Origin of the sequence: Microtetraspora niveoalba, assembly GCF_001570405.1 — a bacterium.
Lineage (GTDB): Bacteria > Actinomycetota > Actinomycetes > Streptosporangiales > Streptosporangiaceae > Microtetraspora > Microtetraspora niveoalba.
In genome coordinates, this window is record NZ_BBYM01000012.1 from 100,202 (window position 1) to 123,524 (window position 23,323).

31 protein-coding genes are annotated in these 23,323 nt (G+C 66.8%); all 31 read left to right on the forward strand.

Features of this window, described 5'->3' with window-relative positions:
- The coding region (locus tag AWQ70_RS41135) for a DNA-directed RNA polymerase subunit beta (RefSeq protein ID WP_444543112.1) at positions 1 to 643 on the forward strand (643 nt) is incomplete at its 5' end.
- A gap of 23 nt (positions 644 to 666) precedes the next feature.
- Entirely contained in the window at positions 667 to 4,542 is a 3,876-nt protein-coding gene (locus AWQ70_RS12770) for a DNA-directed RNA polymerase subunit beta' (RefSeq protein WP_067174790.1), read from the forward strand.
- 594 nt (positions 4,543 to 5,136) lie between these two features.
- Positions 5,137 to 5,511 carry a 30S ribosomal protein S12 gene (rpsL, locus tag AWQ70_RS12775; RefSeq protein ID WP_061253213.1) on the forward strand — a complete coding sequence of 125 codons (375 nt, stop codon included), beginning with the start codon at positions 5,137 to 5,139 and terminating at the stop codon, positions 5,509 to 5,511.
- Between the two features lies 1 nt (position 5,512).
- Complete coding sequence (rpsG, locus tag AWQ70_RS12780) at positions 5,513 to 5,983, forward strand: 30S ribosomal protein S7 (protein WP_067174793.1); 471 nt, start codon at positions 5,513 to 5,515, stop codon at positions 5,981 to 5,983.
- Between the two features lie 84 nt (positions 5,984 to 6,067).
- Entirely contained in the window at positions 6,068 to 8,116 is a 2,049-nt protein-coding gene (gene fusA / locus AWQ70_RS12785; RefSeq protein ID WP_067175023.1) for an elongation factor G, read from the forward strand.
- A 163-nt stretch (positions 8,117 to 8,279) separates the two neighbouring features.
- A complete protein-coding gene (gene tuf, locus AWQ70_RS12790) occupies positions 8,280 to 9,473 on the forward strand; it encodes an elongation factor Tu (RefSeq protein ID WP_067174795.1) in 1,194 nt (397 codons plus the stop codon).
- A 250-nt stretch (positions 9,474 to 9,723) separates the two neighbouring features.
- On the forward strand, positions 9,724 to 10,032 hold the full coding sequence (gene rpsJ, locus AWQ70_RS12795) for a 30S ribosomal protein S10 (protein WP_012887830.1): 309 nt from the start codon (positions 9,724 to 9,726) through the stop codon (positions 10,030 to 10,032).
- A gap of 14 nt (positions 10,033 to 10,046) precedes the next feature.
- On the forward strand, positions 10,047 to 10,700 hold the full coding sequence (rplC, locus tag AWQ70_RS12800; protein ID WP_067174797.1) for a 50S ribosomal protein L3: 654 nt from the start codon (positions 10,047 to 10,049) through the stop codon (positions 10,698 to 10,700).
- Positions 10,697 to 11,347, forward strand: a complete 651-nt coding sequence (rplD, locus tag AWQ70_RS12805) for a 50S ribosomal protein L4 (RefSeq protein ID WP_067174799.1) — start codon at positions 10,697 to 10,699, stop codon at positions 11,345 to 11,347. Before rplC ends, rplD begins: the two co-directional genes overlap by 4 nt.
- On the forward strand, positions 11,347 to 11,649 hold the full coding sequence (rplW, locus tag AWQ70_RS12810) for a 50S ribosomal protein L23 (protein ID WP_061253218.1): 303 nt from the start codon (positions 11,347 to 11,349) through the stop codon (positions 11,647 to 11,649). The genes rplD and rplW overlap by 1 nt, the downstream gene beginning before the upstream one ends.
- A 141-nt stretch (positions 11,650 to 11,790) precedes the next feature.
- Positions 11,791 to 12,627, forward strand: coding sequence for a 50S ribosomal protein L2 (gene rplB, locus AWQ70_RS12815; RefSeq protein WP_067174801.1), 837 nt, complete (start codon positions 11,791 to 11,793; stop codon positions 12,625 to 12,627).
- Between the two features lie 11 nt (positions 12,628 to 12,638).
- Positions 12,639 to 12,917, forward strand: coding sequence for a 30S ribosomal protein S19 (gene rpsS / locus AWQ70_RS12820; protein WP_030451498.1), 279 nt, complete (start codon positions 12,639 to 12,641; stop codon positions 12,915 to 12,917).
- A 32-nt stretch (positions 12,918 to 12,949) separates the two neighbouring features.
- Complete coding sequence (rplV, locus tag AWQ70_RS12825; protein ID WP_061253220.1) at positions 12,950 to 13,303, forward strand: 50S ribosomal protein L22; 354 nt, start codon at positions 12,950 to 12,952, stop codon at positions 13,301 to 13,303.
- Complete coding sequence (rpsC, locus tag AWQ70_RS12830; protein WP_067174803.1) at positions 13,303 to 14,142, forward strand: 30S ribosomal protein S3; 840 nt, start codon at positions 13,303 to 13,305, stop codon at positions 14,140 to 14,142. Before rplV ends, rpsC begins: the two co-directional genes overlap by 1 nt.
- 2 nt (positions 14,143 to 14,144) lie before the next feature.
- A complete protein-coding gene (gene rplP, locus AWQ70_RS12835; RefSeq protein ID WP_067130055.1) occupies positions 14,145 to 14,564 on the forward strand; it encodes a 50S ribosomal protein L16 in 420 nt (139 codons plus the stop codon).
- Positions 14,564 to 14,800 carry a 50S ribosomal protein L29 gene (rpmC, locus tag AWQ70_RS12840; RefSeq protein ID WP_067175028.1) on the forward strand — a complete coding sequence of 79 codons (237 nt, stop codon included), beginning with the start codon at positions 14,564 to 14,566 and terminating at the stop codon, positions 14,798 to 14,800. Before rplP ends, rpmC begins: the two co-directional genes overlap by 1 nt.
- The gene (gene rpsQ / locus AWQ70_RS12845; protein WP_067174805.1) at positions 14,793 to 15,068 is read left to right on the forward strand and encodes a 30S ribosomal protein S17; all 276 of its coding nucleotides are present in this window, start codon (positions 14,793 to 14,795) and stop codon (positions 15,066 to 15,068) included. The genes rpmC and rpsQ overlap by 8 nt, the downstream gene beginning before the upstream one ends.
- 287 nt (positions 15,069 to 15,355) lie before the next feature.
- Complete coding sequence (rplN, locus tag AWQ70_RS12850) at positions 15,356 to 15,724, forward strand: 50S ribosomal protein L14 (RefSeq protein WP_055482781.1); 369 nt, start codon at positions 15,356 to 15,358, stop codon at positions 15,722 to 15,724.
- Between the two features lie 9 nt (positions 15,725 to 15,733).
- Positions 15,734 to 16,024 (forward strand): 50S ribosomal protein L24, encoded by a 291-nt coding sequence (rplX, locus tag AWQ70_RS12855; RefSeq protein WP_067175031.1) that lies wholly within the window; start codon positions 15,734 to 15,736, stop codon positions 16,022 to 16,024.
- On the forward strand, positions 16,024 to 16,593 hold the full coding sequence (gene rplE, locus AWQ70_RS12860; protein ID WP_067174807.1) for a 50S ribosomal protein L5: 570 nt from the start codon (positions 16,024 to 16,026) through the stop codon (positions 16,591 to 16,593). The genes rplX and rplE overlap by 1 nt, the downstream gene beginning before the upstream one ends.
- 4 nt (positions 16,594 to 16,597) lie before the next feature.
- Positions 16,598 to 16,783: a type Z 30S ribosomal protein S14 gene (locus AWQ70_RS12865; RefSeq protein ID WP_061253226.1), complete on the forward strand. Its 186-nt coding sequence runs from the start codon at positions 16,598 to 16,600 to the stop codon at positions 16,781 to 16,783.
- 161 nt (positions 16,784 to 16,944) lie between these two features.
- Positions 16,945 to 17,343 carry a 30S ribosomal protein S8 gene (gene rpsH / locus AWQ70_RS12870; protein WP_067174810.1) on the forward strand — a complete coding sequence of 133 codons (399 nt, stop codon included), beginning with the start codon at positions 16,945 to 16,947 and terminating at the stop codon, positions 17,341 to 17,343.
- Between the two features lie 18 nt (positions 17,344 to 17,361).
- Positions 17,362 to 17,904 (forward strand): 50S ribosomal protein L6, encoded by a 543-nt coding sequence (gene rplF / locus AWQ70_RS12875; protein WP_067174813.1) that lies wholly within the window; start codon positions 17,362 to 17,364, stop codon positions 17,902 to 17,904.
- 2 nt (positions 17,905 to 17,906) lie between these two features.
- On the forward strand, positions 17,907 to 18,284 hold the full coding sequence (gene rplR, locus AWQ70_RS12880) for a 50S ribosomal protein L18 (protein WP_067174814.1): 378 nt from the start codon (positions 17,907 to 17,909) through the stop codon (positions 18,282 to 18,284).
- Between the two features lie 70 nt (positions 18,285 to 18,354).
- Positions 18,355 to 18,987, forward strand: coding sequence for a 30S ribosomal protein S5 (rpsE, locus tag AWQ70_RS12885; protein ID WP_067174816.1), 633 nt, complete (start codon positions 18,355 to 18,357; stop codon positions 18,985 to 18,987).
- 3 nt (positions 18,988 to 18,990) lie between these two features.
- Complete coding sequence (rpmD, locus tag AWQ70_RS12890; RefSeq protein WP_020542293.1) at positions 18,991 to 19,173, forward strand: 50S ribosomal protein L30; 183 nt, start codon at positions 18,991 to 18,993, stop codon at positions 19,171 to 19,173.
- A 2-nt stretch (positions 19,174 to 19,175) separates the two neighbouring features.
- Positions 19,176 to 19,631: a 50S ribosomal protein L15 gene (rplO, locus tag AWQ70_RS12895; protein WP_067174818.1), complete on the forward strand. Its 456-nt coding sequence runs from the start codon at positions 19,176 to 19,178 to the stop codon at positions 19,629 to 19,631.
- A gap of 168 nt (positions 19,632 to 19,799) precedes the next feature.
- Entirely contained in the window at positions 19,800 to 21,107 is a 1,308-nt protein-coding gene (gene secY, locus AWQ70_RS12900) for a preprotein translocase subunit SecY (RefSeq protein ID WP_067174820.1), read from the forward strand.
- Entirely contained in the window at positions 21,107 to 21,760 is a 654-nt protein-coding gene (locus AWQ70_RS12905) for an adenylate kinase (RefSeq protein WP_067174823.1), read from the forward strand. Before secY ends, AWQ70_RS12905 begins: the two co-directional genes overlap by 1 nt.
- Before the next feature lie 116 nt (positions 21,761 to 21,876).
- Positions 21,877 to 22,704: a type I methionyl aminopeptidase gene (gene map / locus AWQ70_RS12910; protein WP_067174825.1), complete on the forward strand. Its 828-nt coding sequence runs from the start codon at positions 21,877 to 21,879 to the stop codon at positions 22,702 to 22,704.
- 73 nt (positions 22,705 to 22,777) lie between these two features.
- Complete coding sequence (locus AWQ70_RS12915) at positions 22,778 to 23,212, forward strand: DUF1707 SHOCT-like domain-containing protein (protein WP_067175033.1); 435 nt, start codon at positions 22,778 to 22,780, stop codon at positions 23,210 to 23,212.
- Positions 23,213 to 23,323: the final 111 nt, after the last annotated feature.

Consider the following 23,323-nt stretch of genomic DNA (forward strand, 5'->3'; position numbering starts at 1 on the left):
CGCCAAGGTCGAGCCGCGCACCAACGTGGCCACCCCGGTGTTCGACGGCGCCCACGAGGAGGAGACCGTCGGCCTGCTGAACAACACCCTGGTCAACAGGGATGGTTCGCGCATGGTCGGCGAGAACGGCAAGGCGCGGCTGTTCGACGGCCGTTCCGGTGAGCCGTTCCCGCACCCGATCTCGGTCGGCTACATCTACATCCTGAAGCTGCTCCACCTGGTCGACGACAAGATCCACGCGCGTTCGACCGGTCCGTACTCCATGATCACTCAGCAGCCGCTCGGTGGTAAGGCCCAGTTCGGCGGCCAGCGCTTCGGTGAGATGGAGGTGTGGGCCCTTGAGGCCTACGGCGCCGCGTACGCCCTGCAGGAGCTGCTGACGATCAAGTCGGACGACGTTCTCGGCCGCGTGAAGGTCTACGAGGCCATCGTCAAGGGCGAGAACATCCCCGAGCCGGGCATCCCCGAGTCGTTCAAGGTCCTCATCAAGGAAATGCAGTCGCTCTGCCTCAACGTCGAGGTCCTGTCGAGCGACGGCATGTCGATCGAGATGCGGGACACCGACGAGGACGTCTTCCGTGCCGCTGAAGAACTCGGCATCGACCTGTCCCGGCGCGAGCCGAGCAGTGTCGAAGAGGTCTGATCTAGAAGCTGAGGGGATCAAAAGTGCTAGACGTCAACTTCTTCGACGAACTGCGCATCGGCCTTGCGACGGCTGACGATATCCGTCAGTGGTCGCACGGCGAGGTGAAGAAGCCGGAGACGATCAACTACCGGACTCTCAAGCCGGAAAAGGACGGGCTCTTCTGCGAGAAGATCTTCGGCCCGACCCGGGACTGGGAGTGCTACTGCGGTAAGTACAAGCGCGTCCGGTTCAAGGGCATCATCTGTGAGCGCTGTGGCGTCGAGGTGACCCGCGCCAAGGTGCGTCGTGAGCGGATGGGCCACATCGAGCTGGCCGCTCCGGTCACGCACATCTGGTACTTCAAGGGTGTTCCTTCGCGCCTGGGCTACCTGCTCGACCTGGCGCCGAAGGACCTGGAGAAGGTCATCTACTTCGCGGCGTACATGATCACGCATGTCGACGCGGAGACGCGTGACCGCGACCTGCCCTCGCTCGAGGCGAAGATCTCGGTCGAGCGGCAGCACATCGAGCAGCGCCGTGACGCGGACATCGAGGCCAGGCAGAAGAAGCTCGAGGCCGATCTGGCCGAGCTCGAGGCCGCCGGTGCCAAGGGGGACGCGCGGCGCAAGGTCCGTGAGGGCGCCGACCGCGAGATGCGGCAGCTCCGCGACCGGGCCCAGCGCGAGCTGGACCGCCTCGACGAGGTGTGGAGCCGGTTCAAGAACCTCAAGGTCCAGGACCTGGAGGGCGACGAGCTGCTCTACCGCGAGATGCGCGACCGGTTCGGCCGGTACTTCCGCGGCGGCATGGGCGCCCAGGCGATCCAGGAGCGGCTGAACAGCTTCGACCTGGAGGCCGAGGCCGAGAACCTGCGCGAGACCATCCGCAGCGGCAAGGGCCAGAAGAAGGCCCGCGCCCTCAAGCGGCTCAAGGTCGTGGCGGCGTTCCTCAACACGCGGAACTCGCCCAGCGGCATGGTCCTCGACTGCATCCCGGTCATCCCGCCGGACCTGCGCCCCATGGTGCAGCTCGACGGTGGCCGGTTCGCGACCTCGGACCTGAACGACCTGTACCGCCGGGTCATCAACCGGAACAACCGCCTCAAGCGGCTGCTCGACCTCGGCGCGCCCGAGATCATCGTGAACAACGAGAAGCGGATGCTCCAGGAGGCCGTCGACGCGCTGTTCGACAACGGCCGCCGCGGCCGTCCGGTCACGGGTCCGGGCAACCGTCCGCTGAAGTCCCTCAGCGACATGCTGAAGGGTAAGCAGGGACGCTTCCGCCAGAACCTGCTGGGCAAGCGTGTCGACTACTCCGGCCGTTCGGTCATCGTCGTCGGCCCGCAGCTCAAGCTGCACCAGTGCGGCCTGCCCAAGCAGATGGCGCTGGAGCTGTTCAAGCCGTTCGTGATGAAGCGCCTGGTCGACCTGAACCACGCGCAGAACATCAAGTCGGCCAAGCGCATGGTCGAGCGCGCCCGTCCGGTCGTGTGGGACGTCCTCGAAGAGGTCATCACCGAGCACCCGGTGCTGCTCAACCGTGCGCCCACGCTGCACCGCCTGGGCATCCAGGCCTTCGAGCCGCAGCTCGTCGAGGGCAAGGCCATCCAGATCCACCCGCTCGTCTGCACCGCGTTCAACGCGGACTTCGACGGTGACCAGATGGCCGTGCACCTGCCGCTGTCGGCCGAGGCCCAGGCCGAGGCCCGCATCCTGATGTTGTCGACCAACAACATCCTCAAGCCGGCCGACGGCAAGCCGGTGACGATGCCCACCCAGGACATGGTCATCGGTCTGTACTGGCTGACCACCCAGAAGGACGGCGCGCTGGGCGAGGGCCGGGTGTTCGCCTCCGTGGCGGAGGCGCTCATGGCGTTCGACCGCCGCGAGCTGGACATCCAGGCCAAGATCCAGGTGCGGCTGAAGGACGCCCCGCCGCCGCGCGGCTGGGAGGCTCCGGAGGGCTGGGAGGCCGGTGAGGCGTTCCGGCTGGAGACCACCCTGGGCCGGTGCCTGTTCAACCAGACGCTCCCGGGCAACTACTCCTTCGTGAACTACCAGGTCGGCAAGAAGCAGCTCTCCGCGATCGTGAACGAGCTGGCCGAGCGGTACCCGAAGGTCGAGGTCGCCCAGGCGCTGGACGCGCTGAAGGACGCCGGTTTCCACTGGGCCACCCGCGCGGGTGTCACCATCTCGATCGAGGACGTCGTCGCGCCGCCGAACAAGGCCGCGATCATGGAGTCGTACGAGAGGCGCGCGGACAAGGTCCAGCGCGAGTACGACCGCGGTCTGATCACGGACGAGGAGCGCCGCCAGGAGCTCATCGAGATCTGGACCCACGCCACCGCTGAGGTCGAGACCGACATGGTCAACGCCTTCCCGGCGACGAACCCGGTCTGGATGATGGTCAACTCCGGCGCCCGCGGTAACCGGATGCAGGTCCGGCAGATCGCCGGCATCCGCGGTCTGGTGTCCAACACCAAGGGTGAGACCATCCCGCGGCCGATCAAGTCCTCGTTCCGCGAGGGCCTGTCGGTGCTGGAGTACTTCATCTCCACGCACGGCCAGCGGAAGGGTCTGGCGGACACCGCGCTGCGGACCGCCGACTCGGGTTACCTGACCCGTCGTCTGGTCGACGTCGCCCAGGACGTCATCGTCCGCGAGATCGACTGCGGCACCGACCGCGCGGTCCCGCTGCACGTCGGCGAGCGCGACGCCCAGGGCAACCTGGTCAAGGCCGAGAACGCCGAGAGCAACGTGCACGGCCGCATCCTGGCCGAGGACGTCGAGGTGGACGGCAAGCTCGTCGCGTCGGCGGGCGCGGACATCAACGACGCCGTGGTCGCCGCGCTGGTGGCTGCGGGCGTGGAGACGGTCAGGACCCGCAGCACCCTGGTGTGCGAGGCCAAGATCGGTGTCTGCGCCACCTGCTACGGCCGTTCGCTGGCCACCGGCAAGCTGGTCGACGTCGGCGAGGCCGTCGGCATCATCGCCGCGCAGTCGATCGGTGAGCCGGGCACCCAGCTCACGATGCGGACCTTCCACACCGGTGGTGTGGCGGGCGCCGACATCACCCACGGTCTGCCGCGTGTCCAGGAGCTGTTCGAGGCCCGCATCCCCAAGGGTGTGGCCCCAATCAGCGAGGTCACCGGCCGCGTCAGGATCGACGAGACCGACAAGACCCGCAAGATCGTCATCACTCCGGACGACGGCTCCGACGAGGTGGCGTACCCGGTGTCGATGCGGTCCCGTCTGCTGGTCGCGGAGGGGCAGCGCGTCGAGGTCGGCCAGCTCCTGGTCGCGGGTGCGCGCAACCCCAACGAGGTGCTGCGCATCCTCGGCCCGCGCGCGGTCCAGCTCCACCTGGTGGACGAGGTCCAGCAGGTGTACCGCTCGCAGGGTGTGTCGATCCACGACAAGCACATCGAGGTCATCGTCCGCCAGATGCTCAAGCGCGTGAACGTGCTGGAGTCGGGCGACACCGAGCTGCTGCCCGGTGAGCTCGTCGAGCGGCCGCGCTTCGAGCAGATGAACCGCCAGACCGTGGCCGAGGGCGGCCAGCCGGCCTCCGGACGTCCGGTCCTGATGGGCATCACGAAGGCCTCGCTGGCGACCGAGTCCTGGCTGTCGGCGGCGTCCTTCCAGGAGACGACGCGGGTGCTCACCGACGCGGCGATCCACGCCAAGTCGGACTCGCTGCTCGGCCTCAAGGAGAACGTCATCATCGGTAAGCTCATCCCGGCCGGTACGGGCATGCCCCAGTACCGCAACATCCGGGTCGAGCCGACCGAGGAGGCCAAGGCCGCGATGTACACGGTCGGTGGCTACGACGGCTCCGCCGCGGAGTACACCTTCGGTTCCGGCAGCGGCGAGGCCGTGCCGCTGGAGGAATACGACTTCGGCCAGTACGGCCGCTAGTCAGGCGACGGGAGCGCCCGGTGTCCGGAAGTCCGGATGCCGGGCGCTTTCGCGTTCCGGGCCGTACGAGGGCGCTCGGCGGGCCGCGTCCCGGGAAGGGAACCGGCGGCATTGGTGGAAATGACCGGGAGGGCCCGCCGTCCGGGTATAATCGCTGCGAGCTTTCAGTGACCCGTGGCAGAGCGGGTCACGCGGACCATGACACGGATCACGAACCACCCCCCGCTTCCGTTTTGACGTGTTGCGAGGGGCTGGGTAGTCTTTTCCTTCGTGCCCATGGTTCATGGGCTCGCATGCGCGTGCTTGGAGAGCCGCTTCCGATAACGGAAGTGGGCGCGAGCGCCGCAGGACTCCTCCAGATCGACCGGGTCCGACCTGGTGTGGTGCGACAAGTGCGCGACACGCCCGAGCGCGGGGGTCGAAGGAGTTCCAAAACCAGCAGGTCATGACACCGGCAGCACCTGCGAAAGCACAACCTGGAATGGTTGCCGAGCCGGGCAGTGAGGGGTTCGCGTCAGCGGATCGCGATCGTGCCGGAGCGGTGGTCGGATCCGGGGTTCACGTATCACCGGCTAGGCACGAAACGGAGACGCGGTGCCCACGATTCAGCAGTTGGTCCGCAAGGGCCGGCAGGACAAGGTCAGTAAGACCAAGACTCCTGCCCTCAAGGGGAGCCCGCAGCGGCGCGGCGTTTGCACCCGCGTTTACACCACGACCCCCAAGAAGCCGAACTCGGCGCTGCGTAAGGTCGCGCGTGTGCGACTGACCAACGGCATCGAGGTCACGGCCTACATCCCGGGTGTCGGCCACAACCTTCAGGAGCACTCCATCGTGCTCGTGCGTGGCGGTCGTGTGAAGGACCTGCCGGGTGTTCGCTACAAGATCATCCGCGGCTCGCTGGACACGCAGGGTGTCCGCAACCGCAAGCAGGCCCGCAGCCGCTACGGCGCGAAGAAGGAGAAGAGCTGACATGCCGCGCAAGGGTTCCCCTGGTCGCCGCCAGCTGGTCGCAGACCCGGTGCACAACTCGCCGCTGGTGACCGCCTTGATCAACAAGGTTCTCCTGGACGGCAAGCGCTCCATCGCGCAGTCGATCGTCTACGGCGCTCTCGAGGGCTGCAGGGAGAAGACCGGCAACGACCCGGTCGTCACCCTCAAGCGTGCGCTCGACAACGTCAAGCCCACCCTGGAGGTGCGCAGCCGCCGGGTCGGTGGCGCCACCTACCAGGTCCCGGTCGAGGTGCGCGCCGCGCGCAGCACCACCCTGGCTCTCCGTTGGCTCGTCCAGTACTCCCGGGCGCGTCGCGAGAAGACCATGACCGAGCGGCTCATGAACGAGCTCCTCGACGCCAGCAACGGCCTTGGTGCCAGCGTCAAGCGGCGCGAGGACACGCACAAGATGGCCGAGTCCAACAAGGCCTTCGCCCACTACCGCTGGTAGTCGGCACCTACGACGAGTTAAGGACGCAAAGCAGTGGCCACCACGACCGCTCTTGAACTGGCCAAGGTCCGCAACATCGGGATCATGGCCCACATCGATGCGGGCAAGACCACCACGACTGAGCGCATCCTGTTCTACACCGGCATCAACTACAAGATTGGCGAGACCCACGAGGGTGCCGCCACGATGGACTGGATGGAGCAGGAGCAGGAGCGCGGCATCACGATCACGTCTGCCGCGACGACCTGTAGCTGGCTTGATCACACGATCAACATCATTGACACGCCTGGTCACGTGGACTTCACCGTCGAGGTGGAGCGCTCACTGCGCGTCCTCGACGGTGCCGTCGCGGTCTTCGACGCCGTCGCCGGTGTCGAGCCGCAGTCCGAGACCGTTTGGCGTCAGGCCGACCGGTACGGCGTGCCCCGCATCTGCTTCGTCAACAAGATGGACCGCGTCGGAGCCGAGTTCCACCGCTGCGTCGACATGATCGTGTCGCGCCTCGGTGCGACTCCGCTGGTCGTCCAGCTTCCCTGGGGCGTCGAGGCCGACTTCAAGGGCGTCATCGACCTGGTGAAGATGAAGGGCCTGATCTGGAGCGCCGAGACGGCCAAGGGCGAGATGTACGACGTCGTCGACATCCCGGCCGACCACGCCGACGCGGCCCGTGAGTGGCGTGACAAGCTCATCGAGACCGTCGCCGAGAACGACGACGAGCTGATGGAGAAGTTCCTCGAGGGCATCGAGCCCTCCGAGGAGGAGCTCGTCGCCGCGATCCGCCGCGCCACGCTGACCGGCGCCGTCAACCCGGTGCTGTGCGGCACCGCGTTCAAGAACAAGGGCGTCCAGCCCCTGCTCGACGCGATCGTCGCCTACCTGCCGGCTCCGACCGACATCCCGGCCTTCGAGGGCCACGCGGTCGGCAACGAGGACGAGGCCGTCGCCCGCCACGCGGACCCGGCCGAGCCGTTCGCCGCCCTGGCCTTCAAGATCATGAGCGACCAGCACCTGGGCAAGCTCACCTACGTCCGCATCTACTCGGGCAAGATCGAGGCCGGCACCGGGGTCATCAACTCGACCAAGGGCAAGAAGGAGCGGATCGGCAAGATCTACCAGATGCACGCGAACAAGCGCGAGGAGCGCTCGTCCGCGATCGCTGGTCAGATCGTCGCCGTCATGGGCCTCAAGGACACCACCACCGGTGACACCCTCTGCGACCCGGCCAACCCCGTCGTCCTGGAGTCGATGAACTTCCCGGCTCCGGTCATCAACGTGGCCATCGAGCCCAAGACCAAGGGCGACCAGGAGAAGCTGGGCACCGCGATCCAGCGTCTGGCCGAGGAGGACCCGTCCTTCCAGGTCCGGCGTGACGAGGAGACCGGTCAGACGGTCATCTGGGGCATGGGCGAGCTTCACCTCGAGATCCTCGTCGACCGTATGCGTCGCGAGTTCAAGGTCGAGGCGAACGTCGGCCGTCCGCAGGTGGCCTACCGCGAGACCATTCGCCGCAAGGTCGAGAAGGTCGAGTACACGCACAAGAAGCAGACCGGTGGTTCCGGCCAGTTCGGCCGGGTCATCATCGACCTGGAGCCCCTGGGCGACGGCAACGACGGCTACGAGTTCGTCAACAGCGTCACCGGTGGCCGCATCCCGCGCGAGTACATCCCCTCCGTCGACGCCGGGTGCCAGGAGGCCGCCGAGTTCGGCGTGCTCGCCGGCTACCCGATGGTCGGTGTTAAGGTCACGCTGAGGGACGGTGCGTACCACGAGGTCGACTCGTCCGAAATGGCGTTCAAGATCGCCGGTTCGATGGCCTTCAAGGAGGCCGCTCGTAAGGCTGACGCCGTAATCCTCGAGCCGATGATGGCCGTTGAGGTCACCACGCCCGAGGACTACATGGGTGACGTCATCGGCGACCTCAACGGTCGTCGCGGACAGATCCAGGCGATGGAAGACCGGACCGGGGCCAAGGTCATCAAGGCCCTTGTCCCGCTGTCGGAGATGTTCGGTTACGTGGGTGACCTGCGCAGCAAGACCCAGGGCCGGGCCGTGTACAGCATGCAGTTCGACTCCTACGCGGAGGTGCCCCCGGGCATCGCCAAGGAGATCGTCGCGAAGGCTCGGGGCGAATAGTTCCGGACCGCTCCGGTTGGGCGCCGTAAAGAAGATCGTCGCCCGCCTCCGGAGGGCTCGGGGCGAACAACCCCGGTACGGGGGGCGCACTCGTTGCGCCCCGCCGTACAGAGCCTTAGTTAGAAGACGAAAGTCAAGTCAGAATCTCTAAGGAGACAGACCAGTGGCCAAGGCCAAGTTCGAGCGGAACAAGCCGCACGTGAACATCGGCACCATTGGGCACATCGACCACGGCAAGACCACTCTGACCGCGGCGATCACCAAGGTGCTTCACGACCGTTTCCCGCACCTCAACGAGGCGACCCCGTTCGACAAGATCGACAAGGCGCCCGAGGAGAAGGCCCGCGGCATCACCATCTCCATCGCCCACGTCGAGTACCAGACCGAGAAGCGCCACTACGCTCACGTGGACTGCCCCGGTCACGCCGACTACGTGAAGAACATGATCACCGGTGCGGCGCAGATGGACGGCGCGATCCTCGTGGTCGCCGCCACCGACGGCCCGATGCCGCAGACCAAGGAGCACGTCCTCCTGGCCCGCCAGGTCGGCGTACCCTACATCGTCGTCGCCCTGAACAAGGCTGACATGGTCGACGACGAGGAGATCCTGGAGCTCGTCGAGCTCGAGGTCCGCGAGCTGCTCTCCGCCCAGGAGTTCCCGGGCGACGACCTGCCGGTCGTGCGCGTCTCGGCGCTGAAGGCGCTCGAGGGCGACGAGAAGTGGGGCGACTCCATCGTCGAGCTCATGACCGCCGTGGACGACAACGTTCCCGAGCCGACCCGTGACACCGACAAGCCGTTCCTGATGCCGATCGAGGACGTGTTCTCGATCACCGGTCGCGGCACCGTCGTCACCGGCCGTATCGAGCGCGGCATCATCAAGGTCAACGAGACCGTCGACATCATCGGCATCAAGGAGAAGAGCACCACGACGACCGTCACCGGCGTCGAGATGTTCCGCAAGCTCCTTGACGAGGGCCAGGCCGGTGACAACGTCGGTCTGCTCCTGCGCGGCATCAAGCGCGAGGACGTCGAGCGCGGCCAGTGCATCATCAAGCCGGGCACCACGACCCCGCACACCGAGTTCGAGGGCCAGGTCTACATCCTGTCCAAGGACGAGGGCGGCCGCCACACGCCGTTCTTCAACAACTACCGTCCGCAGTTCTACTTCCGGACCACTGACGTGACCGGTGTCGTGAACCTGCCGGAGGGCACCGAGATGGTCATGCCCGGTGACAACACCGAGATGACCGTCCAGCTCATCCAGCCGATCGCGATGGAGGAGGGCCTCAAGTTCGCGATCCGCGAGGGTGGCCGCACCGTCGGCGCCGGCCGCGTGACGAAGATCATCAAGTAGTACGATCGCGGGGCGGCGGTCGGGCCCGCACCAGGGCCTGACCGCCGATCCACGAGAGGAGCCCTACGGCTCCTCACCCCCACGGAAGACCCACCGTGATCTCGCAGCCGTTTCGGCCGGAATGTGACCGAAACGACTGCCGGATCACGGAAGAACGGACCTGTTCCGGACTGTCTGTTACGTGGGACCACCAGCGGCAATAGGCCGCACGAAGCTTAATAGGACGACAGCGAAGGACACCGAGGCCATTATGGCGGGACAGAAGATCCGCATCCGGCTTAAGGCGTATGACCACGAGGTCATCGACAGCTCGGCCAAGAAGATCGTCGAGACGGTGACGCGGACCGGCGCCAAGGTCGCTGGCCCGGTGCCGCTGCCGACCGAGAAGAACGTGTACTGCGTCATCCGGTCGCCGCACAAGTACAAGGACAGCCGCGAGCACTTTGAGATGCGTACGCACAAGCGGCTGATTGACATCATCGACCCGACGCCGAAGACCGTCGACTCGCTCATGCGTCTCGACCTCCCCGCCGGCGTCGACATCTCGATCAAGCTCTGAGGGAACGCACTGACATGGCTAAGCAGATCAAGGGCGTCCTGGGCAAGAAGCTCGGCATGACCCAGGTCTTCGATGAGGCGAACCGGATCGTCCCGGTCACCGTGGTCGAGGCCGGTCCGTGCGTGGTGACCAGGGTCCGCACGCAGGAGAAGGACGGCTACTCGGCGATCCAGCTCGGTTTCGGGCAGATCGACCCGCGCAAGGTCAACAAGCCGCTCGGCGACTACCTGCGCAAGCACGACATCACGCCGCGCCGTTACTTCGCCGAGGTACGCACGGAGGACGCCACCGAGTACACGGTGGGCCAGGAGCTCCTCGCGGACACGTTCGAGGCCGGGCAGCACGTCGACGTGACGGGCAAGAGCAAGGGCAAGGGCTTCACCGGTGTCATGAAGCGCCACGGCTTCGGTGGTCTGGGCGCCTCGCACGGTACCCAGCGCAAGCACCGCTCGCCGGGTTCCATCGGCGGCTGCGCCACCCCGGGCCGCGTCTTCAAGGGCCTGCGCATGGCCGGTCGTTCGGGTAACGCCCGTACCACCGTCCAGAGCCTGAAGGTCCACGCCGTGGACGCCGAGAAGAACCTCATCCTGATCAAGGGTGCGATTCCCGGCGCCAACGGCAGCCTGGTCCTGATTCGCACCGCTGCCAAGAAGGGGGCTGCGAAGTGACGAGCATTGACGTCCTCGACGCCAGCGGTGCCAAGACGGGCACCGTCGTAGACCTGCCGGAGGAGATCTTCGGCGCGAAGGTCAACATTCCGCTGATCCACCAGGTCGTCGTCGCCCAGCTCGCCGCTCGCCGGCAGGGCACCCACGCGACCAAGAGCCGTGGTGACGTCCGCGGTGGCGGCAAGAAGCCGTACCGCCAGAAGGGCACCGGCCGCGCCCGCCAGGGCTCGACCCGTGCGCCGCAGTTCGCCGGCGGTGGCACCGTCCACGGCCCGCAGCCGCGCTCTTACGACCAGCGGACGCCGAAGAAGATGAAGTCCGCCGCGCTCCGCGGCGCCCTCTCCGACCGGGCCGGCGGTGGCCGCCTGCACGTCGTGAGCGCTCTGGTCACGGGTGAGACGCCCAAGACCAAGGTCGCTCTCGAGGCGCTCCGCAAGATCACGCAGGCCCGCAGCGTCCTCGTCGTGGTCGACGAGAACGACGAGCTGACCTGGCTCAGCCTGCGCAACGCGCCCGAGGTCCACCTGCTGGACGCCGGGCAGCTCAACACCTACGACGTTCTGTGCTACGACGACGTGGTCTTCACGCAGGAGGCCTACGATCAGGTCGTGGCGCGGCTCACGAAGAGCGGGAAGGAAGAGGCCTGATGGAGAAGATCGCGGACCCGCGCGACATCATCCTCAAGCCGATCGTCTCTGAGAAGAGCTACGGCCTGATCGACGAGCACAACAAGTACACGTTCCTGGTGCGCAAGGGTGCCAACAAGACGCAGGTGAAGATCGCTGTCGAGCAGATCTTCGGCGTCAAGGTCACCAGTGTGAACACGATCAACCGCCAGGGCAAGCGCAAGCGGACCCGGACTGGCTTCGGTCAGCGCCCCGACACCAAGCGGGCGATCGTGAGCCTGGCCGAGGGCGACCGGATCGACATCTTCGGCCAGATCGGCTGAGGGTCCGCGGCGTGAGGGAAGGGTGCCCTGCCGTACCGGCGAGGTGCGGCACCGGGCACCCGACCCACGTAGTTAGCACCGGGGGGACCGCCGTGAGGCGGACTCCGACCGGTATGAACCGACGAAGGATGAACGAAAAAGATGGGCATCCGTAAGTACAAGCCGACGACGCCGGGTCGGCGCGGCGCGAGCGTCTCGGACTTCGCCGAGATCACGCGCAGCACGCCCGAGAAGTCGCTGCTTGCTCCCCTGCACAGCAAGGGCGGCCGTAACGTCCACGGCCGGGTCACCGCCCGGCACCAGGGCGGCGGGCACAAGCGCGCCTACCGCATCATCGACTTCCGCCGCCACGACAAGGACGGGATCCCGGCCAAGGTCGCTCACATCGAGTACGACCCGAACCGGACCTCCCGCATCGCGCTGCTCCACTACGCCGACGGCGAGAAGCGCTACATTCTCGCGCCGACCGGCCTCAAGCAGGGTGACCGCATCGAGAACGGCCCTGGCGCCGACATCAAGCCGGGCAACTGCCTGCCCCTGCGCAACATCCCGACCGGTACCTTCATCCACGCGGTGGAGCTCCGTCCGGGCGGTGGCGCGAAGCTCGGCCGCAGCGCCGGCGCGCAGATCCAGCTTCTCGCCAAGGAGGGCACCTACGCCACGCTGCGTATGCCGTCCGGAGAAATGCGCCAGGTCGACGTCCGCTGCCGGGCCAGTGTCGGCCAGGTGGGCAACGCCGAGCAGGCCAACATCAATATCGGTAAGGCCGGCCGTAACCGCTGGAAGGGCAAGCGCCCGACGGTCCGCGGTGTCGCCATGAACCCGGTCGACCACCCGCACGGCGGTGGTGAGGGCAAGACCTCCGGTGGTCGCCACCCGGTGAACCCGAAGGGCAAGCCCGAGGGCCGTACCCGACAGGCGAACAAGGCCAGCGACCGGCTGATCATCCGTCGTCGGAGCAAGAGGAAGAAGCGGTAGGAGCAGCCGAAATGCCACGTAGCCTTAAGAAGGGTCCCTTCGTGGACGACCACCTTCAGAAGAAGGTGGACGCCCAGAACGAGAAGGGCACCAAGAACGTCATCAAGACGTGGTCGCGGCGCTCCATGATCGTGCCCGACATGCTGGGTCACACGATCGCCGTGCACGACGGCCGCAAGCACGTCCCGGTGTTCGTCACCGAGTCGATGATCGGTCACAAGCTCGGTGAGTTCGCTCCCACGCGGACGTTCCGCAGCCACGTCAAGGAAGACCGCCGCAGCCGGCGGTAAGCGCCTTCAAGTAAGCATCAGAGGAGACAGCGATGGAAGCCAGGGCACAGGCGCGGTATGCGCGCCACACGCCCCGGAAGGCCCGCCGTGTGGTGGACCTCATTCGCGGGCTGCCCGCTTCGGAGGCGCAGGCCGTGCTGCAGTTCGCTCCCCAGGCGGCGAGCGAGACCGTTTACAAGGTGCTCTCGAGCGCGATCGCGAACGCTGAGCACAACTTCAAGCTCGACCGTGAGACGCTCTTCGTGAGCCGCGCGTGGGTCGACGAGGGACCGACGCTGAAGCGGTTCCGGCCGCGTGCGCAGGGTCGTGCCTATCGGATCAACAAGCGGACCAGCCACATCACCGTGATTGTGGAGTCCCGCGAGCCGAAGGGAAGGACCCGCTAGTGGGCCAGAAGGTTAACCCGCACGGGTTCCGCCTCGGCATCACGACCGACTTCAAGAGCCGGTGGTACGCCGACAAGCTCTACAAGTCGTACGTCGCCGAGGACGTGGCGATCCGTCGCATGCTGCAGAAGGGCATGGAGCGGGCCGGCATCTCCAAGGTCGAGATCGAGCGCACCACGGACCGCGTCCAGGTCGACATCCACACCGCCCGGCCGGGCATCGTCATCGGCCGCCGCGGCGCCGAGGCCGACCGCATCCGCGGCGACCTGGAGAAGCTGACCAAGAAGCAGGTCCAGCTGAACATCCTCGAGGTGAAGAACCCCGAGATCGACGCGCAGCTCGTCGCGCAGGGCGTGGCCGAGCAGCTTTCCAGCCGCGTCTCGTTCCGCCGGGCCATGCGCAAGGCCATGCAGTCCGCCATGAAGAGCGGGGCCAAGGGCATCCGTGTCCAGTGCTCCGGCCGTCTGGGCGGCGCCGAGATGTCCCGCTCGGAGTTCTACCGCGAGGGCCGCGTGCCCCTGCACACGCTCCGCGCCGACATCGACTACGGCTTCTACGAGGCCCGCACCACCTTCGGCCGCATCGGCGTGAAGGTGTGGATCTACAAGGGCGAGGCCCCGACCAGCCGCGCCGAGCGCGAGGCCGCCGCGGCCGGCGCCCGTGCGGGCCAGCGTCGTGAGGACCGTCGTGGCGGCGCCGGCGAGCGTCCGCGCCGTGGCGGCGACCGTCCGCGTCGTGGTGCCGGTGGCCGTTCGGACCGCGCCCCCAGAACCGAGGCCGCCGCACAGGCTGCCCCCGAGACCGGCCCGGCGGAGCAGCCGGGTGCTGAAGGGAGCTGACCATGCTGATCCCGCGCAGGGTCAAGCACCGTAAGCAGCACCGGCCCGACCGCAGCGGCGCCGCCAAGGGCGGCACCAGGGTCGTGTTCGGCGAGTTCGGCATCCAGGCGCTTGAGCACTCTTACGTGACCAACCGCCAGATCGAGTCGGCTCGTATCGCCATGACCCGGCACATCCGCCGTGGCGGCAAGGTGTGGATCAACATCTACCCGGACCGTCCCCTCACCAAGAAGCCGGCCGAGACCCGCATGGGTTCCGGTAAGGGTTCGCCGGAGTGGTGGATCGCCAATGTCAAGCCCGGTCGAGTCATGTTCGAGCTCTCGGGTGTCGCCGAGCCGGTGGCCCGCGAGGCCATGCGGCGTGCGATGCACAAGCTCCCCATGAAGTGCCGGTTCGTTAAGCGTGAAGTGGGTGAGGCGTGATGGCTAAGGGCCTGACCGCCGGTGAGCTGCGTGTGGAGGACCAGGAGGTTCTGGTCCAGAAGCTGAAGGAAGCCAAGGAGGAGCTGTTCAACCTCCGCTTCCAGGCGGCGACCGGACAGTTGGAGAGCCACGGGCGGCTGCGCGCCGTCCGCCGCGAGATCGCCCGTATCTACACCGTGATGCGCGAGCGGGAGCTCGGCATCGTCACGGTCGAGAAGGAGTCGAGCGATGGCTGAGGCAACCGAGAAGACGGTGCGGAACTACCGCAAGACCCGTGAGGGTCTCGTGGTCAGCGACAAGATGGACAAGACCGTCGTCGTCGCCGTCGAGGACCGCGTCAAGCACCCGCTGTACGGCAAGGTCATCCGCCGTACGACGAAGTACAAGGCTCACGACGAGCAGAACACCTGCGGCGTCGGCGACCGCGTCCTCCTGATGGAGACCCGGCCGCTGTCCGCCAGCAAGCGCTGGCGGGTCGTGGAGATCCTCGAGAAGGCCAAGTAAGCCAGGGAGGGCACGGCGGGCTCGTGCCCGGGCGGTCGGCGAGAGCCGTACCGGCCGGGGAGGCCGCCGGACCACCCGCACAGAACGCGCCTCGTGGGGGGTGGGAGACCGCCCCCCATGACGGTGTCCAAGGGGTCAGGCCCGCAGGGGCCCGGTCCGCCTGCGGCGGCGGCACGCGGGAGAGCTTCGCTCGACCGGCCGGTGCTGTCACCGGGGGAACAAGACCACATCAGGTTCCGCCAGGCTCACTATCCAGGTGAGAACCGGCGCGACAAACAGGAGTTGACGTGATCCAGCAGGAGTCGCGACTCAAGGTCGCCGACAACACGGGTGCCAAGGAGATCCTCTGCATCCGGGTGCTCGGCGGCTCGGGCCGGCGCTACGCGGGCATCGGCGACATCATCGTTGCGACGGTGAAGGACGCCATTCCCGGCGGCGGCGTGAAGAAGGGCGACGTTGTCAAGGCTGTCGTGGTGCGCACCGTCAAGGAGCGCCGCCGCCCCGATGGCTCCTACATCCGCTTCGACGAGAACGCCGCGGTCATCATCAAGGACAGCGGTGACCCCCGGGGCACGCGTATCTTCGGCCCCGTCGGCCGCGAGCTGCGCGACAAGAAGTTCATGCGCATCATCTCGCTCGCGCCGGAGGTGTTGTAGATGCCGAAGCTGCATGTGAAGAAGGGTGACCTCGTCCAGGTCATCGCCGGCAAGGACAAGGGTGCCAAGGGCCGCATCATCGCCGCCTTCCCGCGCGACGAGCGCGTGGTGGTCGAGGGTGTCAACCTGATCAAGAAGCACTCGAAGGTGACCCACCAGGGCCCGCGCGGCGCCAAGGAAGGCGGCGTGCAGACCATGGAGGCTCCCATCCACGTGAGCAACGTCAAGAAGCTCAAGGATGACGAGAAGCCCGAGAAGAAGGCCGACGAGAAGGCCGACAAGACGGGTGAGGACAACTGATGACCGCCACGACTGAAGAGCGCACGATCCCGCGTCTCAAGCAGCGCTACCGCGAGGAGATCATCGCGAAGCTGCGCGAGGAGTTCGGCATCGAGAACATCATGCTGGTGCCCACGATCACCAAGATCAAGGTGAACATGGGCGTCGGCGAGGCCGCTCGCGACTCCAAGCTGATCGAGGGCGCCGTCCGCGACCTCACCGCCATCACCGGTCAGAAGCCCGCTGTGGCCCGCGCCCGCAAGTCCATCGCGCAGTTCAAGCTGCGTGAGGGCATGCCGATCGGCGCCCACGTGACGCTGCGCGGCGACCGCATGTGGGAGTTCCTCGACCGGCTGCTGTCGCTGGCCCTCCCGCGTATCCGGGACTTCCGCGGCCTGTCGCCGAAGCAGTTCGACGGCAACGGCAACTACACCTTCGGGCTCACCGAGCAGGTCATGTTCCACGAGGTCGACCAGGACAAGGTCGACCGGCAGCGGGGCATGGACATCACGGTCGTGACCACCGCTACGAACGACGACCAGGGCCGGGCGCTGCTGAAGCTCCTCGGATTCCCGTTCAAGGAGGCCTGATCTCATGGCGAAGACGTCGCTGAAGGTCAAGGCAGCGCGTAAGGCGAAGTTCGAGGTCCGGGCGTACACTCGGTGCTCGCGCTGCGGCCGTCCCCGCGCTGTGTACCGCAAGTTCGGGCTCTGCCGCGTGTGCTTCCGCGAGATGGCGCACCGGGGCGAGCTGCCCGGCATCACCAAGTCGAGCTGGTAGCCCCGTCGCGGGGCCGATAACGTGGCCCCGCGCGGTGCCGCCGCACCCAAGAAGTCATATCAACCGGACGCCCTCAGGCGTCCACGACCGCACCGTAGGTCCACCGTGTGTCGCAGACACGGACGAGAAGGTGGAAACCACGGTGAGGAAGGCCACCGGCCATGACGATGACCGACCCGATCGCAGACATGTTGACGCGTCTGCGGAACGCGAACTCGGCCTATCACGACACCGTGAGCATGCCGTACTCGAAGATCAAGGCACACATCGCCGAGATCCTCCAGCAGGAGGGTTACATCCAGGCCTGGAGCGTCGAGGACGCCAAGGTCGGCAAGAACCTCGTGGTGGAGCTCAAGTTCGGGCCGAGCCGTGAGCGTGCGCTCGCGGGCCTGCGCCGGGTGTCCAAGCCCGGTCTGCGGGTCTATGCAAAGAAGGACAACCTGCCCCGCGTCCTGGGCGGCCTGGGCGTCGCGATCATTTCGACGTCCGGCGGACTCATGACTGACAAGCAGGCCGGCAAGCGTGGAGTGGGCGGGGAAGTCCTCGCCTACGTCTGGTAACGAGGGGAGGAATCCAGCATGTCGAGAATCGGACGGCTGCCCATCCCCGTACCGACTGGTGTTGACATCACCATCAACGGCCGGGATGTCCAGGTCAAGGGCCCGAAGGGCACGCTTTCTCACACGGTCGCCGAGCCCATCGAGGTGACCCGGGCCGAGGACGGCACCATTGCCGTCAGCCGCCCCAACGACGAGAACCGGGTTCGCGCGCTGCACGGCCTGTCGCGCACGCTGATCGCCAACATGGTGTCCGGCGTGACGCAGGGCTACAGCAAGACGCTCGAGATCGTCGGTGTCGGTTACCGCGTCCAGGCCAAGGGCCCGACGCAGCTTGAGTTCTCGCTCGGCTTCAGCCACCCGGTGATCGTGGACGCCCCCGAGGGCGTCACCTTCCGCGTCGAGAAGCCCACGCTGTTCCACGTGGACGGCATCGACAAGCAGAAGGTCGGCGAGGTCGCCGCCAACATCCGTAAGCTGCGCAAGCCCGACCCCTACAAGGGCAAGGGCGTCCGCTACCAGGGCGAAGTTATCCGCCGCAAGGTCGGAAAGGCTGGTAAGTAGCAATGGCCGCGAAGTACGGCAAGCACACCGCCGCTCGCGCCGTTTCGCGCGCCCGCCGGCACGTCCGTGTGCGCAAGAGCATCTTCGGCACCCAGGAGCGTCCGCGCCTGGTCGTCAACCGGTCCGCGCGGCACCTGTTCGTGCAGATCGTCGACGACACCCAGGGGCACACGCTGGTGAGCGCGTCCACCCTGGACGTCTCGCTCCGCACCGCCGAGGGTGACAAGACCGAAAAGGCGAAGAAGGTCGGCGAGCTTCTCGCTCAGCGGGCCAAGACCGCCGGGATCACCGCCGTCGTGTTCGACCGCGGTGGCAACCGTTACGCGGGACGCATCGCGGCCCTCGCGGACAGCGCTCGCGAAAGCGGGCTGGAGTTCTGATGACTCCGTTCCGAGGGTTCGCAACGCATCGAATGGCCCGTCTGATGAGCAATGAGAAGAGGAACCACTGATGGCTGCAGCTCCGCGTCGCGGCGCCGGCGGCGGTGGCGAGCGGCGGGACCGTCGTGACGATCGCCGCGGTGGCGCCGCCGACAAGGGCGTCTCGTACATCGAGCGCGTGGTAAAGATCAACCGAGTGGCCAAGGTCGTCAAGGGTGGTCGGCGCTTCAGCTTCACCGCGCTGGTCATCGTCGGCGACGGCAACGGCCTGGTCGGTGTCGGATACGGCAAGGCCAAGGAGGTGCCCGCGGCGATCGCCAAGGGCGTCGAGGAGGCCAAGAAGCACTTCTTCAAGGTGCCGCGGATCCTGGGCACCATCCCGCACACCTCGCAGGGCGAGGACGCCGCCGGCGTCGTCCTCCTGCGTCCGGCCTCGCCCGGTACCGGTGTCATCGCGGGTGGTCCGGTCCGCGCGGTCCTGGAGTGCGCCGGCATCCACGACGTTCTGTCCAAGTCGCTCGGCTCGGACAACCCGATCAACATCGTGCACGCCACCGTGGCGGCGCTGAAGGGCCTCAGCCGCCCCGAGGAGATCGCCGCCCGCCGTGGCCTGCCGATCGAGGACGTCGCTCCCAAGGCGATGCTGAAGGCGCGGGCCGAGGGCCTCGCCGAGGCCGCCGCCGCCGCGAAGGCGGTGAGCTAGTCCATGGCGCGTCTGAAGATCACCCAGGTCCGCTCCAAGATCGGTGGCAAGCAGAACCAGCGTGACTCGCTGCGCTCGCTGGGCCTGAAGCGAATCGGCGACGTCGTCGTCAAGGAGGACCGCCCGGAGATCCGGGGCATGGTCGCCGTGGTGACGCACCTCGTCGAGGTGGAAGAGGTCGACTAGTCATGCCTGAGAACGCTCCGCTCAAGCTCCACGACCTGCGTCCGGCTCCCGGCGCCAACAAGGCCAAGACCCGCAAGGGTCGCGGCGAGGCGTCCAAGGGGAAGACCGCCGGTCGCGGTACGAAGGGCACCAAAGCGCGTACGACTGTCCCCCTCGGCTTCGAGGGTGGCCAGATCCCGATCCAGATGCGGCTGCCGAAGCTGAAGGGCTTCAGCAACGCGATGTTCAAGACGACCTACCAGATTGTCAACCTGGACAAGCTCGGCGAGCTGTACCCCGAGGGTGGCGAGGTCACCGTCGAGGGTCTGGTCGCGAAGGGCGCGGTCCGCAAGAACCAGCTCGTCAAGGTGCTGGGAACCGGTGAGATCTCCGTGGCGTTGAACGTGAAGGTGCACGCCTTCTCCGCCTCGGCCAAGGAGAAGATCACCGCGGCCGGCGGTTCGGTTTCCGAGCTTTAGGCACGTAATGCGAGGCGCGGAGGTTCGTTATGAGCCTCCGCGCCCGTAGTGCGTTAGAGTTCGCTGAGCGCGGGCGCCGACCCGCTGATCACTCGCAAGTAGACATGCCGATGCACGCCTTCGCGTCATCGCCGACCTTTACCGCGTCACAGGCGCGCAGGAGGTACCGTGCTATCCGCGATTACCCGGGCATTCCGGACGCCTGACCTGCGCAAGAAGCTGCTCTTCACATTGGGCATCATCGCGCTGTTCCGGCTCGGCTCGGTGCTGCCGACTCCGGGTGTCAACTCCGAGAACGTCGCCAAAGCGCTGGAACAGGCGCAGGCCGGCGACAGCGGCAACATCTACGGGATGGTCCAGCTCTTCAGCGGTGGCGCGCTGCTGAAACTTTCCGTGTTCGCCCTGGGCATCATGCCGTACATCACGGCGAGCATCATCCTGCAGCTGCTGACCGTCGTGATCCCGCGCCTTGAGGCCCTGAAGAAGGAGGGCCAGGCCGGCACGGCGAAGATCACGCAGTACACGCGATATCTGACCATCGGTCTCGCCGTCCTCCAGTCGACGGCTTTCGTGGCTTTGGCGCGTTCGGGGCAGCTTTTCCCGAACAACAACCTGCCGATCCTGCTGAACGACGACATCTTCACCTTGGTCACCATGGTGATCACGATGACCGCCGGCACCTCTGTGATCATGTGGCTGGGCGAGCTCGTGACCGACCGCGGCGTCGGCAACGGCATGTCGATCCTGATCTTCACCCAGGTCGTCGCGGTCTTCCCGTCCGAGCTGATGAACATCTTCCGGCAGAGCGCGTTCAAGTTCGTCGTGGTGATGATCGTCGGCATCGTGATGATCGCGGTCGTCGTCTTCATCGAGCAGGCGCAGCGCCGGATCCCGGTGCAGTATGCGAAGCGCATGGTGGGCCGCCGGATGTACGGCGGGACCTCCACCTACATCCCGCTCAAGGTGAACCAGGCCGGCATCATCCCGGTCATCTTCGCCTCCTCGCTGCTGTACCTGCCGCAGCTCCTGGTCACCATCTTCGGCAACAGCGCGAATCCCGGTCCGGTCATCGAGTGGCTGGCCCAGAACCTGGTGACGGGCGACCACCCCGTCTACATGGTGACGTTCTTCGCGCTGATCCTCTTCTTCACGTACTTCTACGTGTCCATTACCTTCAACCCCGTTGAAGTCGCCGACAACATGAAGAAGTACGGTGGGTTCATCCCGGGCATCCGTCCGGGCCGGCCGACCGCTGAGTACCTCAACTACGTGCTCACGCGGCTCACGGCCGCCGGTGCTCCGTATCTGGGTGTCATCTCGCTGATCCCGATCCTCGCACTGGCGGTGGCCGGGGCGAGCCAGAACTTCCCGTTCGGAGGGACCAGCATTCTCATCATGGTTGGTGTCGGCCTGGACACGGTCAAGCAGATCGAAAGCCAGCTTCAGCAGCGCAACTACGAGGGCTTCCTGAGATAGTGCGCGTCGTCTTGGTCGGGCCCCCCGGAGCGGGCAAGGGGACGCAGGCCCAGTTCATCGCAGCACATCTGTCGATCCCGAAAATCTCGACAGGTGACATCTTCCGTGCCAACGTCTCCGGCGGCACGGAACTCGGCAAGCTTGCCAAGGAGTACATGGACCGCGGCGACCTCGTCCCCGACGAGGTGACGGTCGCCATGGTCCGCGACCGTCTCGGCGAGGAGGACGCGCAGCAGGGCTTCCTGCTGGACGGCTTCCCGCGCAACGTGCCGCAGGCGCAGATCTTGCAGAAGATGCTCGCCGAGTTCGGTACCGGGCTGGACATCGTCCTGGAACTGATCGTCGACGACGAGGAGGTCGTACGGCGGCTCGCCGGGCGGCGCACCTGCCGTTCATGCGGCAAGGTGTGGCACGTCGACTTCGACCCCCCTTCGGTGGCGGGTGTCTGCGACGCGTGCGGCGGCGAGCTGTTCCAGCGCGACGACGACCGCGAGGAGACCATCAGGCGGCGCCTGGAGGTCTACCAGGAGCAGACGTCCCCGCTGATCAACTTCTATTCGGACGAGGGCATCCTCGTACGGGTGGACGCGACCGGACCGGTCGACGAGGTCACCCGGCGGGCGCTGGCGGCCTTGCGCACGCCGGGCGCCTGACGCTCTCCCCTTTTCGGACGCCATCCCATACGTGGGATGGCGTCCGGCGCTTTAGGGCAGAATCGGGGGAATTGGCCTGATAGTCCGCCCGTTAGAACACCCCAGGGGGTGCCAGAGTGTTCAAGAAGAACAAGCACGGAATCCAGGTGAAGACGCCTGAGCAACTGGAGAAGATGCGGGCGGCCGGTCTCGTCGTCGGCAGGACGCTCGAACTGCTGCGCTCGTCGGTCGAACCCGGCCTGACGCCGCTCGACCTGGACGCCATCGCGGAGAAGGCGATCAGGGACGCGGGCGCGGTTCCGTCGTTCAAGGGCTATCAGGGCTTTCCTGCGACCATCTGCGCCTCGGTCAACGACGAGGTCGTGCACGGCATCCCCACCGACCGGCGCAAGCTGCGTGAGGGCGACATCATCTCCATCGACTGCGGGGCGATCCTGGACGGGTGGCACGGCGACTCCGCCATCACCGTGCCCGTCGGCGAGGTCGATCCCGCGCTCACCGAGTTGATGCGGGTCACCGAGGAGGCGATGTGGCGCGGCATCGCCGCGCTGCGGGTCGGTGCTCACCTGTCGGACATCGGGTTCCAGGTGGAGAAGTACGTCCGCTCCCAGGGCCGCTACGGCATCCCCCAGGAGTACGGCGGGCACGGCATCGGGACCGAGATGCACATGGACCCGTGGGTCGCCAACCATGGCCGGCCCGGGAGGGGGCCGCGGTTCGAGCCCGGCATGTGCTTCGCGATCGAGCCCATGGTCAACGTCGGCACCGACCGGACGCGGGTCCTGGCCGACGACTGGACGGTCGTGACGGTGGACGGCAAGGCGTCGGCGCACTTCGAGCACAGTGTGGCGGTCACGGAGAACGGGCCCTGGGTGCTCACGGCGATCGACGGCGGCGCTTCCCGCTTCGGCGATGTGGCCGTCGGATCCGGGGAACAGGCCTGATTCACGCAGCCCCGCGAGCCCTCTGGTAACACATAATGGGGCTAATCATGCGGAGCGGCGGGAGTAGATGGTGATGGCGGCAACTCCGGAGATGCGGGCCTCCGACGGCGATCGGGATCGGGTCGCCGCAGCGTTGCGGGAGCACGTCGCCGAGGGCAGGTTGACCGTCGACGAGTTCAACGAGCGGCTGGCCCAGGTCTACGACAGCAAGACGTACGGCGAGCTCGCCACGCTGACCGCGGACCTGCCGGACATCGACCTGCACCGGCTTCCTGCGACCGTCTCCGCGGGCGTACGGCCGCGGCCGCGAAGCAGTGGTGGGCAGAAGACGCTGAAGGCCGCGTGGGCGGCCTGGGCGACCGCCAGCGCCATCAACTGGGCCATCTGGCTGATCGTCTCGGTCACGTCGATGGAGCTGATCTATCCGTGGCCGTTGTGGGTGATGGGCCCGTGGGGTGCCGTGCTGCTCGTCAGCACCGTTTTCGGACGGGAGAACCGCCGCCCCTGACGGGGCGGGCGCGCACCGGTCGCCGGCTCTGATCGCGACGGGGCGCCGCACGCCGACGGTAACGGACGCACTCTTTACCCGCCATGGATGATCACCGCGCCCGCCGCCGGG